Genomic DNA, 12,350 nt, shown 5'->3' with positions numbered 1-12,350 from the left:
GATGAACAATATACATTCTACTCCTTCCTGAACAAAATTAGAATAGCTTTTTTTGAAAGAAAAGCAGTGAACAATAGACTACTGTTTTCGTTTTTGAAAGACGCTTCCGAAATGAATGCTGTCACATTCGCAAGAATACTGAAATTAAATCTTTTGCGGTATCCATGCGGGTTCTGATATATGGTAAAATAGTAGGATAGGAGGGTATATATTATGGTAAAAAGAAAACTGTATATCATTTCATTAGATGCATTTGGTGCCAGTGACTTAGAATTTGCCAAGACGCTGCCCCATTTCCAGGAAATTTTTAACAGAAGCGCACGCGTCAAAGAAGTGGAGTCGGTCTATCCATCTTTGACATACGTAGCGCATACTTCAATTGCAACAGGGATGAATCCAAACCGTCATGGAATCATCCATAATACCCATCGGCAACCGGAAAGGCAGTCACCCGACTGGTATTGGTACGCCAAAGAAATAAAGAAGGCAACGATGTTTGATGTCGCCAAGCAGGCGGGATACACAATCTGCACTTTGCTTTGGCCGGTCACGGGGAAAAGCCCTTCCATCGATTACAATCTAGCTGAAATTTTTCCGAATAGGTCTTGGCAAAACCAGGTGATGGTTTCTGCTTTTGCCTCCAGCACAAAATATGCGCTGGAGATGAATAAAAAATATGGTTCATTGCGGAACGGGATAGCCCAGCCGGAATTGGATGAATTTGTGACTGCGATAGCGGTCGATACAATCAAGACGAAGCAGCCGGATCTGTTGGCTGTCCATCTGGTGGATCTGGACAGCATGCGCCATGAGTATGGCGTTTTGAGCGATCAAGCAAAAGAAGCTGTTATCAGGATGGATCGCCATCTCGGACAGATCATTGATGCAATGAAGGAAATGAACATTTATGAAGATACCGTGTTGGCAGTGATGGGCGATCATTACCAGATCGATACGCACACAGTCATTCGCCCAAATTACTTATTTTTGGATAAAGGGTGGCAGACGATTGATCGCAAAAGGAATATCAAGGACTGGAAAGTGCTGGCAAAAGCCGCAGATGGGGCTTGCTATATTTACCGGAAAGATCTCAGTGTCACCAATAAAATGATCCTGGATGCATTGAAAGGTATCGAAGACAGGGTCGAGACCATTTATTCGGCTGCAGAAGCCAGAAAAATGGGAGCGGATGAGAATTGTCTCTTCATTCTGGAAGCAAAGCCGGGTTATTATTTCGAAAGCGATGTGCTCTATCCTTTCATGGAAAGTACCGCCAAAAATCTTCCCGACAGAAAATTACACAGCGCAACGCACGGCTTCAGTCCAAAAAAGAAAAAATATGCCACGACGCTGATGGTTTCCGGACCCGGCATCGACAAAGATGCAGTTGTGGAAAAGGGCAGGCTGATAGATGAAGGGCCGACCTTGTTGCATGCAATCGGATTGAAATTTCCGGAGGCTACTGATGGCAGGATCATCAACAAAATATTTCTGTAATCAGTAGCATTCAATCCTCTTAAGATTCCGATTAAATTGGGGGTGCACCGGAAGTTGTGCCTTAAGTCAAAGCCCACTGTTTCAACGTTTGTAAATATCAAGTAAAAATAATCCTGAATTGTAAAAATTATGCCACAATCTTCGCAAAACAGTTTTTTTCTTCCTTGTATATGTAAGCGGCAACAATTTTGGAGATTCTCAAATTATTAAATGGGAAATATAAAACAAACTTTTTCTGTATGTTTTCTTGTTTCTGTTTATAAAGGGAGATTATCAGAGTGTTGCTGCAACAAGCTTTTTTGATCCGTTTCTCATCATTATCTAACTTTTTACTCATTTTTTAGGAGTCAGTGGAAGTCTACAAAGTGATATTTATAGCTTACGTTAGTATAGCGTTTACAATGTTGTGTTTGTATAAAAAATCGATTATGGCTGATAGATTATTACTGTTATAAAACACGTTGAGTTTCAATATATTTATTATGAATTATGGCAAAATCATCTTTAAAATGGTATTATGGATATATATTAATGAAAGGGCCTGGCATGATTTAATAAATCATTATTGGATCGTTTTGTTACAGCAATATAATTGTAAGGGAAGTGTCTGGATGAGTGCAAAAATGAACATACTTAAAGAGTTGGAAAAAGAGATGTATTTGTTCAACATCGGGGAACATCTTGAAAGTTACCGCTTTTTAGGAAGTAAACAACGGACCGAAAATGGGATTGAAGGATGGCGTTTCACAGTCTGGGCACCCCATGCAAAAACTGTTTCCTTGGTCGGGGATTTTACTGAATGGAAACCCGTAGAAATGCAAAAAATCGGCAAGACCGGAGGGTGGTCGCATTTTACGGGGGCTGCTGCGCAAGGAGACTGTTACAAATATTATATCGAAGACAAAAACGGCAAGAAAAAATATAAAATCGATCCTTATTCTTTCGCGTATGAAGTTCCTCCAAAAGACGCGTCAGTTGTGTTTGACATGCCTGAGAAAAAATGGAAAGACGGCAGATGGGCGGCAAACAAAAAAAGAAAGTCCATTTATCAAAAACCGCTTAACATTTATGAAGTGCATTTCAGTTCATGGAAAAAGCATGATGATGGCAGCTGGTATTCCTTTAAAGATCTTACTGAAACCTTGATTCCATATGTGAAGGAAATGGGCTACACGCACATCGAATTCATGCCTTTGATGGAACATCCGTTGGAAGCTTCTTGGGGCTATCAAATCACCGGGTACTTCGCGGTGGCTGCGCGTTACGGGAATTTGCTTGAGCTGAGGGATTTTGTGGAAGAAGCGCATAAAGAAGGAATCGGCGTCATCATGGATTGGGTTCCCGGCCATTTCTGCAAAAATGATTATGCGTTGTCCTATTTTGATGGTACACCGACTTTTGAATATGCCGATCCGAATCGCGCCATCAACAACCGTTGGGGGACATTGAATTTTGACTTGGGAAAAGCACAAGTGCACAGCTTCTTGATTTCGAACGCCATTTTCTGGCTGCAAGAGTTCCATTTTGATGGAATCCGTGTCGATGCCGTTTCGAATATGCTTTATCTTGACTATGATGAAGGTCCATGGACACCGAATGAGGATGGCAGCAATCACAATCGCCAAGGAATCGAATTCCTCAAGAAGATGAACACAAAAGTATTCGAACGCCAGCCGGACACATACATGATCGCGGAAGAGAGTACTGCTTGGGCCAACGTCACGAAACCGATCGAGGCAGGTGGGCTTGGGTTCAACTATAAATGGAATATGGGGTGGATGAATGATACCTTGCGCTTCTTCGAAATGGATCCTTTGTTCCGAAAAGACAATTTCAACCTGATCACCTTTTCGTTTATGTATGCTTTCAATGAGAACTTTATACTGCCTATTTCTCATGATGAAGTGGTCCACGGGAAACAATCCCTTTTGGCCAAAATGCCGGGAGACCGCTATAAGCAATTTGCGGGCTTACGGACGCTGCAAGCCTATATGATGGCTCACCCAGGCAAAAAATTGAACTTCATGGGGAATGAAATCGGTCAATTCCTGGAATGGCGCTTCTACGATCAAATCGAATGGGGTGTCCTGAACAACGAGTTCAATCCGGAGTTCCAGCATTACATCAAAACCTTGAACCATCTTTACAAAGATACGAAAGCTTTGCATGAAGTCGATGATGCAAATACGGGTCTGGAGATTCTTGACGCGGATAATAGCCAGGAGTCAGTCCTTTCTTTCATAAGAACTGGTGATAAACCACGCGATTTTCTGATTGTCGTGTGCAACTTCACGCCTGTCGAGCGACGCAAATTCCAGGTAGGCGTGCCGTACGAAGGCCACTACGAAGTATTGCTGAATACTGAAATGCAGGAATTCGGCGGTACCTGGACAAAAAATCTTCCAGAGATGATCACCAGCCTGGACGGTATGAACCGTCAGCCTTTCTCGATCGAATTCACATTACCCGCATTAGGAGTTTTGTTCATCAAACCAAAACGCGTTTTTGGTGTTAATAAATAGATAGATACGATGAGAAGGAGGGGAAGGGAAGAGGCATTCTTCCTGATACTATGAAAAATCAAATGGTAGCAATGATATTAGCCGGAGGGCAAGGAACTCGGCTAGGAAAATTGACGCGCGAAACAGCCAAACCGGCTGTCCCGTTCGGCGGGAAATATCGGATAATCGATTTTGCTTTAAGCAACTGTGCGAATTCAGGCATCAATAAAGTTGGGGTAGTGACGCAGTATCAACCATTGGAATTGAATGAACACATCGGCAATGGAGAGTCGTGGGGACTGACCGGCCGAGACGGTGGCGTAACTATTCTGCAACCGTATTCGAGTGCAGATGGCGAAAAGTGGTTCAAGGGAACTGCGCATGCCATCTACCAGAATATCGCCTATATCGACAGATACAATCCGGAATACGTGCTGGTGTTGTCCGGTGACCATATCTACAAGATGGACTACTCCCACATGTTGGACTTCCATGTTGCGAACCATGCGAGCTTGACTGTCGGCGTCATCCCTGTTCCGATGGAAGAAGCGCCACGCTTCGGGATCATGAATACGGATCAAACCAACCGCATCATCGAATTTGATGAAAAACCAAAAGAACCGAAAAGCAATTTGGCATCGATGGGAATCTACATCTTCAATTGGAAGACGCTTCGTAAATACTTGGTGGAAGATCAAGCCAAACAACGCGAAATGGAAGATTTTGGCAAAAACGTCATCCCGACCTATCTTGAGAACGGCGAAAACTGTTTTGCTTATGCGTTTGATGGCTATTGGAAAGACGTTGGTACCATCGAAAGTCTTTGGGAAGCGAATATGGAATTCCTAGATCCGGATCATTCCTTGAATATCCGTGACGAAGAATGGCGCATCTATTCGAAAAATCCGGTTTCCCCTCCGCAGTTCTTGACAGAGTCATCCAACGTAACGGACTCCATGATCGTCGACGGATGCTATGTTGCAGGTGAAATCACGCATTCGATCCTGTCCCAGAACGTTCGTGTCGGCAACGGATCAGTCGTACGCGATAGCCTGGTTATGGCAAATGCTACGATCGGTGAAAATGTTACAATCGAGCATGCCATCATTGGGGAAAATGCAAAAATCGCCGACAATGCAAATGTCATCGGTAAGAATGGTGAAATCGAAGTTGTTGGATATGCTGAAGTTATAGGAGGACTGAAAGATGAAGATGAATAGTATTTGTGCCATTTTAAATTTGACCGAGGACGAGACAGCGTTGTACCCATTAACGCGTGTCCGCCCGATCGCCTCTTTACCGTTCGCTAGCCGTTATCGTTTGGTCGATTTCAATCTTTCGAGCATCAGCCATGCTGAAATCAAATCAGTGGGCATGTTCATTGCCGGAAGCGGCCGTTCGATCTATGATCACATCCGCAGCGGATCCATATGGGACCTTGAGTCCGGTTTGGCCGGCGGGATTTTCACCTATTCTCAACAGTTGCTGAAAGCTATCCAAGAACAAAATGGCGATGCTCCAGATTTTTATATGAACCACAAAGAGTTCATCACCCGTTCCAAAGGCGAATATGTCATCGTTATGGGCAGCAAAATCTTGGCCAATGTCGACATCAAAGCCATTATGCAACACCATTTGGCGAAGGAAGGCGACATCACTGTAGTCTATAAGAGCCTCCCGAAAGGCGCCTTGGAAAACAGACCGCATGAAAAAGTATTGAGAATCGATCGCGATGAGTATTTGTTGCATCTGACCGACGTGCAGGATGCGCCTTCGGATCTTGAACGCTTTGCGATGAGCATGAACATGTATTTCATGAGAGCGGACAAAATGTTGGAATTGATCCAGCGAGCTGAATTGGAAAACGTGCAACTTGATTCGGACAAACTGATTGAACACTACTTGCCGGATTACCAAGTCAATACTTACGAATATACCGGCTATATGGCGAACATCGATTCAATCGATGCCTACTTTAGTGCTAATATGGAAATGTTGGAAAAGAATAAGTTTTCAGCTTTGTTCCACGGCAGCCAACACGTTATCACGAAAGTGAAGAACGGAGCACCGACCTATTATGCTAAAGGGGCTCATGTGAAAAATGCCCAGTTCGCTACTGGTTGCGTCATTGAAGGGACAGTCGAAGACTCCTCGGTTTTCCGGAAAGTTACCATCGCTAAGGATGCCGAAGTGCGCAATTCCATCATTATGCAGGGCTCACAGATCGGTGAAGGCGCGATTCTGGAATACTGTATTCTTGACAAAAACGTGACTGTCGGACCTGGTGTCACTTTAAAAGGCACGAAAGATAATCTTGTAGTGATCGAAAAAAATAAAACACTAACAGTTTAGAAAGCGGGATGCGCACGATGAAAATTTTATTTGCCGCAAGTGAGGCTGCTCCTTTTTTCAAAACAGGTGGTCTCGGCGATGTCGCATACGCATTGCCAAAGGAGTTAGTCAAACAAGGCGTGGATATCCGGGTTGTCCTTCCTTATTATTCAACCATGCCTGCAAAATACAAAGAAGACATCAAAGAATTGTTGCATTTCCGCGTACAAGTCGGTTGGAAAAGCATGTACTGCGGTGTAAAAACATTGGAATTGGAAGGCGTGACGTATTATTTCATCGATAATCAAGCCTATTTCAATCGTCCATCCCTTTACGGTCAAATGGATGATGCCGAGAGATTCGGTTTCTTCTCTTTGGCAATCTGCGAAATGATGGAAAAAATTGATTTCATCCCGGATGTCATCCATGTAAATGATTGGCATACGGCTATGGTGCCGGTCCTGCTTGTGGATAAATACCACTGGATCGAAGCGTATCAAAGCATCCGCAAAGTCATCACGATCCACAATATCCGTTTCCAAGGCGTCTATGATCCGTCCATTCTGACCAGCATTTTCGGGACAGGCATGAACATCTACCATGAAGCTGGCGTCAAGTATTATGACAACGTCAACTTCATGAAAGGCGGCATCAATTTTTCTGATGTCGTCACGACAGTCAGTCCGTCCTATGCAAATGAAATCCAGACACCGGAATTCGGCGAAGGATTGGAAGGCACTTTGGGCTACAACAGTTGGAAAATCAAAGGAATCATCAACGGGATCGATTACGATGTCAATGATCCGGAAACTGACCCGAAACTGGAATATCATTTCACAGCCGATGATTTGACAGGAAAAGCGAAAAATAAAGCAGCCCTTCAGGAGCGATTGGGATTGGAAGTGAATCCTGATATCCCGTTGATCACAAGCGTCGGTCGCTTGACGGATCAAAAAGGTTATCAGCTTGTGCAGGAAAAGGCTGAAGAATTGTTGAATGCGCGTGATGTCCAGATTGCGATACTTGGCACCGGTGAAGCGGAATACGAGAATTCCTTCCGGTATTTTGCTGCCAAATATCCTGATCGTTTCGCGGCTGTCATCGATTTTGACATCAGCTTGGCGCAGCAGATGTACGCAGGCGCAGATCTGTTCCTGATGCCTTCCGCATTCGAACCTTGTGGCCTGTCCCAGATGATTTCTTTACGCTACGGGACGCTGCCGATTGTGCACGAAACTGGCGGTTTGAAAGATACCGTGGTCCCTTATAATTCCTATACGGGTGAGGGCACCGGGTTCACTTTCATGGATTTCAGTGGTTATACGTTACTCGGGACTATCTACCGTGCTTTGGATGTATATGAGAACCAGCCAAAAGCTTGGACGGAAATGGTGCGGGCAGCGATGAGCAGCGATTTCAGCTGGAAAGAACCAGCCAAAGATTATTTGGACGTTTATCAGTCATTAGTCAACAAATAAGAGGAGTTGAAAGCACATATGGCATTTGACGTTCAAGAGTTCAAAAAAGAATACGAAAAGACATTCGAGGAATTATTCGCTTATGGGTATGAGGACGGTTCAAAAACAGAGCAGTTTATAGCATTGGGAGACTTAGTCCGTGGGCGTTATTCCGAGGACTGGATGCAAACGAGAACGAATTATAACAAGAACAAGGAAAAACAAATTTATTACTTTTCGATGGAGTTTCTGCCCGGAAGAATGCTGAAAAGCAACCTCCTGAATATGGGCATATTGGACTGCGTCAAAAAAGGCATGGAAGAGATGGGCCTGGACTTGGATGAGGTGGCGCGTGCCGAAGTCGATCCGGCTCTGGGTAACGGCGGCCTTGGACGGTTGGCCTCCTGTTTCATGGATTCGATCGCGTCAACCGGCCTTGCCGGCAACGGCAACGGTATCCGCTACCGTTACGGTCTTTTCAAACAAAAATTCATCAACGGCTATCAGATCGAATTGCCTGAAAATTGGTTGCGCAACCGGAACGTCTGGGAAGTCCGCAAAGAGAACAAGGCAGTCATCGTCCGTTTCGGCGGGGATGTCAGCTTCACCCAGGATGGGGACGGGAAGTTGCGCGTGAACCATGTCAACACCCGGGATATTCTTGCGGTTCCTTATGACACGGCGCAGGTTGGCTATAACAACGGCATCGTCAACAATCTGCGGCTTTGGTCCGCCGAGATCCCTTACGGGGATGAGGCGCATTTTTCCACGGAAGAACAACGGGAAGAAGTCAAACGCATCACCGAAGTGTTGTACCCGGACGATTCCAACTATGCGGGACGACTTTTGCGTGTCCAGCAGGAATACTTCTTTTCATCTGCCGGTGTCCAGAGCATCATCCGTTATTTCAAACGGCTGAAGCTGGACTGGAACCTTTTCCCGGATAAAATCGCAATCCATATCAATGATACCCACCCGACTTTGGCAATCCCGGAGTTGATGCGGATTTTGTTGGACGAGGAAGGGTTGACTTGGGATCAAGCGTGGGAAATCACGAAGAAAACAGTCAGCTACACCAACCACACGATCCTGCAGGAAGCTATGGAGCGTTGGCCGGAAACGATGATTGCGGATCTGTTGCCGCGAATCCACCAAATTATCCAGGAAATCAACCGCCGCCATATCGACAAAAAGATGCCATTGTACGGTGAAGAATTAACCCAGCGCACCGCCATCATCGCAAATGGCCAGATCAAGATGGCCAATCTCGCCATCATCGGCAGCCATAGCGTAAACGGCGTCGCCAAACTGCATACGGATATACTCATGGCGGACACGCTGCATGACTTCTACGTGATGTATCCGCAAAAATTCAACAACAAAACGAATGGGATCACGCAAAGGCGCTGGGTTCAGATCGCAAATGAAAAACTGACTGCGATGCTTGATGATACAATTGGTACGGAGTGGAAGTGTAACCCGGAAGAAATAAAGATTCTGAAGGCGCACCGCGACAATAAAACTGTCTTGGACAATTTGGAGCAAGTCAAACTGATCAATAAGAAACGCTTTGCGGACTATGCGCTAAAAGAAATGAACCTCGAAATCGACCCGACGGCTTTGTTCGACGTGCAGATCAAACGATTGCATGCCTATAAACGTCAGTTGTTGAATGTTCTGCATATTTTGGACAGATATCTGCAACTGAAGGATAATCCGAAAATCAATCTGCAGAAACGTGTCTTCATATTCGGAGCAAAAGCTGCACCTAGCTATTATTACGCAAAACAGATCATTAAGTTGATCAATGCGATTGCGGATATGATCAACAATGACCCGACCATCAATGATAAAATCAAAATTGTTTTCGTCGAGAACTATGGAGTTTCTTTGGCGGAATTGATCATACCTGCAGCTGATATCAGCGAACAAATTTCTCTTGCCGGCAAAGAAGCTTCCGGTACAAGCAATATGAAGCTGATGTCGAATGGTGCCATCACAATGGCGACATTGGACGGTGCCAACGTTGAAATCAGAGACAATGTTGGGGAAGACAACATCTTCATATTCGGTCTCACGAGCGAGGAAGTGCAGGAATATTACAGAAATGGCATATACAATTCAAGGGAAATCTATGAAAAAAATCCGCGATTGAAGCGGGTCCTGAATGTGCTCATTGATGGGACGATTCCAGGCGTTGAGACCGAAGCTCGGGATATCTTCGATTCGTTGGTCATGTACAACGATGAGTATTTCCTGCTGAAGGATTTTGACAGCTACCTGCAAGCGCAATATGAGGCGGATAAGGCGTTTTCTGACCGAGATAGATGGAACAGCATGGCACTGATGAATATTGCAAGCTCAGGGCCGTTTTCATCGGATTACACGATTCTGCGTTACGCAGACGAAATCTGGAAGATCAAACCGCAGTCCTGATCAAACATTAACTAAAAGCAAGGGCTGCCCCGAAAAATGGGGTAGCCCTTGCTTGTGGTTTAGCGGTGTAATTCCCGACAAAAAAAGCCCTGATCAGGGGCGTGGTGTTGCGTCAACGATTCGTTATTTATCCATTTCACGTTTGAAGTAGAATTCTTGTTCTTCCGCCTCATCATAGATGGTTAGTGTAGGGGATGTGTCTTTTTTAAGAATCAAATAATAGCCGAAATGGTCGCGGAAGACCAATTCATTGGGCTTGGCTTCTTCGAGAGTCGCCTTTAATTTTTTGTTGTTCAGGAGAATTTCCAGATTATCAGTAATTTCAACCTTCAAGGACTGTGCGTCGTTTTTCCAGGTGCCGATGTAAGGGGTATACGTTGTTGATGGGCTTTTAGCGGCATTGCGATTTGACTTGAACAAAGCAGAGCTGATGCTTGCGATTACGGACAATCCGACGACGATCCTCCAAGGATTATTTTTTTTCACTGATTTGAAACCTCCCACATTAAGTTAACTCATAGTATATTCCTTTTTTTGCAAATGGCCATAGTATTAACAATACAAATATGTTACAAATGATGTAAAGTTTGAAAAGGTAATTGCCATAGGCGTGATATGATGCTATTCTAAAGCATAAATGAAAATACAATTACAAAATTAAAAATTCATTAAAGAAATCAAGCGAGGAAGTGTTCGGTTTGAAGGTTATTAAATTTGGCGGGAGTTCCCTTGCGAATGGGACTCAATTGAAAAAAGTATTGCAGATTGTAAAAGATGATGCAGACAGGAGAATCGTGGTCGTTTCAGCACCAGGGAAGCGCAATGACTCGGACGAAAAAGTTACGGATCTGTTGATCAAGCTGGCTGATGAGGTGAAAAACAAAGAAGATCACCAAGAAACCTTAAAGACAATCCTGAAAAGATATCAGGATATCGTCGATGAATTGGAGATCGATCCGAGCGTTATGGACATCATTTCCAACAACTATGTGAAATTGATCCAGACGAAATTTTACAACGAATTGTATGCGCTGGATGCTTACAAAGCCAGCGGTGAAGACAATAGCGCCATCCTAGTGGCTGCATTTTTCAATCAAGAGGGTATCCCTGCCAAATACGTCAACCCGAAGGACGCAGGCCTATTGGTCACTGACAATCCAGGCAACGCGCGTGTATTGTCGGAATCCTTCAAGAATCTGTATGCTTTGCGTGACTCGAAAGAAGTCATCGTATTCCCGGGCTTCTTCGGTTACACCAAGGATGGACAATTGCTTACCTTCTCAAGAGGGGGATCAGACATCTCCGGCGCAATCGTCGCCAATGGTGTCAAAGCCAGCTTGTATGAGAACTTTACGGACGTTGATGCCATCTATGTTGCAAACCCTAAGATGGTCAAACATCCTAAAAAAATCAAACAATTGACCTATCGTGAGATGCGTGAATTATCCTATAGTGGATTTTCGGTTTTCCATGACGAAGCTTTGCAGCCGGCTTTCAGTGCCGGAATCCCGGTGGTCGTCAAAAACACCAACAATCCGTCGGCTCCAGGGACCAGCATCACTAGAACGAAACCTGAAAATAAACAAATCGTTTCCGGTATTGCAAGTTCGACAGGCTTCATGAGCATCTACATAGGTAAATACCTGATGAACCGAGAAGTTGGATTCGGTCGTAGAGTGTTGCAGATTTTCGAAGATTTCAATCTGAACTTTGAACATATGCCTTCTGGTATCGATGATTTGTCGATTATCCTGCGCGCCAATCAGATGACTATGCAGCAGGAACAAGAGTTGCTGTACCGTCTGAAGAACGAATTGGAAGCGGACGACGTTCAAGTCAAGGGTGGCATCTGCTTGCTGATGATCGTCGGCGAGGGCATGGTCAATTCCGTAGGTACGGTGGCGAAAGCTTGTACCGCATTGGCTGAAGCGGATATCAACCTGGAAATGATCAACCAAGGTTCATCAGAAGTCAGCATCATGTTCGGGATTGATGAAAAGGATGAAGCCAGAGCAGTCAAAGTGCTTTACGATGCATTTTTCCCGCAAAAAGACTGACTGCAATGAATAAGCTGTGGCTGTTCTCGTCCACGGTGCAAGCGATAGAAAAAGGAAAGCGTTCGGGTTTA

The 12,350-nt window shown here is 44.6% G+C and carries 8 protein-coding genes; 7 read left to right on the top strand and 1 reads right to left on the bottom strand.

Annotated elements, in window-relative coordinates; all coding sequences use genetic code 11:
* Positions 1–213 precede the first annotated feature (213 nt).
* The 6 genes from ACKPCD_RS11065 (at position 214) to ACKPCD_RS11040 (ending at position 10,222) form a co-directional block, all read left to right on the top strand.
* The gene (locus ACKPCD_RS11065) at positions 214–1,497 is read left to right on the top strand and encodes an alkaline phosphatase family protein (protein ID WP_288927201.1); all 1,284 of its coding nucleotides are present in this window, start codon (positions 214–216) and stop codon (positions 1,495–1,497) included.
* A gap of 611 nt (positions 1,498–2,108) precedes the next feature.
* The gene (gene glgB, locus ACKPCD_RS11060; RefSeq protein WP_321433217.1) at positions 2,109–4,019 is read left to right on the top strand and encodes a 1,4-alpha-glucan branching protein GlgB; all 1,911 of its coding nucleotides are present in this window, start codon (positions 2,109–2,111) and stop codon (positions 4,017–4,019) included.
* Positions 4,020–4,069: 50 nt separating this feature from the next.
* Entirely contained in the window at positions 4,070–5,218 is a 1,149-nt protein-coding gene (locus ACKPCD_RS11055; protein WP_321433216.1) for a glucose-1-phosphate adenylyltransferase, read from the top strand.
* Positions 5,205–6,350, top strand: coding sequence for a glucose-1-phosphate adenylyltransferase subunit GlgD (gene glgD, locus ACKPCD_RS11050; protein WP_321433215.1), 1,146 nt, complete (start codon positions 5,205–5,207; stop codon positions 6,348–6,350). The genes ACKPCD_RS11055 and glgD overlap by 14 nt, the downstream gene beginning before the upstream one ends.
* A gap of 17 nt (positions 6,351–6,367) precedes the next feature.
* On the top strand, positions 6,368–7,807 hold the full coding sequence (gene glgA, locus ACKPCD_RS11045) for a glycogen synthase GlgA (RefSeq protein ID WP_321433214.1): 1,440 nt from the start codon (positions 6,368–6,370) through the stop codon (positions 7,805–7,807).
* An 18-nt stretch (positions 7,808–7,825) separates the two neighbouring features.
* Positions 7,826–10,222, top strand: a complete 2,397-nt coding sequence (locus ACKPCD_RS11040) for a glycogen/starch/alpha-glucan phosphorylase (RefSeq protein WP_321433213.1) — start codon at positions 7,826–7,828, stop codon at positions 10,220–10,222.
* 123 nt (positions 10,223–10,345) lie between these two features.
* Here the strand turns inward: ACKPCD_RS11040 and ACKPCD_RS11035 are convergent, their stop codons facing one another.
* Entirely contained in the window at positions 10,346–10,708 is a 363-nt protein-coding gene (locus tag ACKPCD_RS11035) for a DUF4828 domain-containing protein (RefSeq protein ID WP_321433212.1), read from the bottom strand.
* 212 nt (positions 10,709–10,920) lie between these two features.
* Here ACKPCD_RS11035 and ACKPCD_RS11030 point away from each other — a divergent pair, with 212 nt between their 5' ends.
* Entirely contained in the window at positions 10,921–12,279 is a 1,359-nt protein-coding gene (locus tag ACKPCD_RS11030; protein WP_321433211.1) for an aspartate kinase, read from the top strand.
* The last annotated feature ends 71 nt before the right edge of the window (positions 12,280–12,350 follow it).

Origin of the sequence: Trichococcus flocculiformis, from assembly GCF_963662535.1 — a bacterium.
Lineage (GTDB): Bacteria > Bacillota > Bacilli > Lactobacillales > Aerococcaceae > Trichococcus > Trichococcus flocculiformis.
This window is presented reverse-complemented; position numbering and strand designations above follow the sequence as displayed.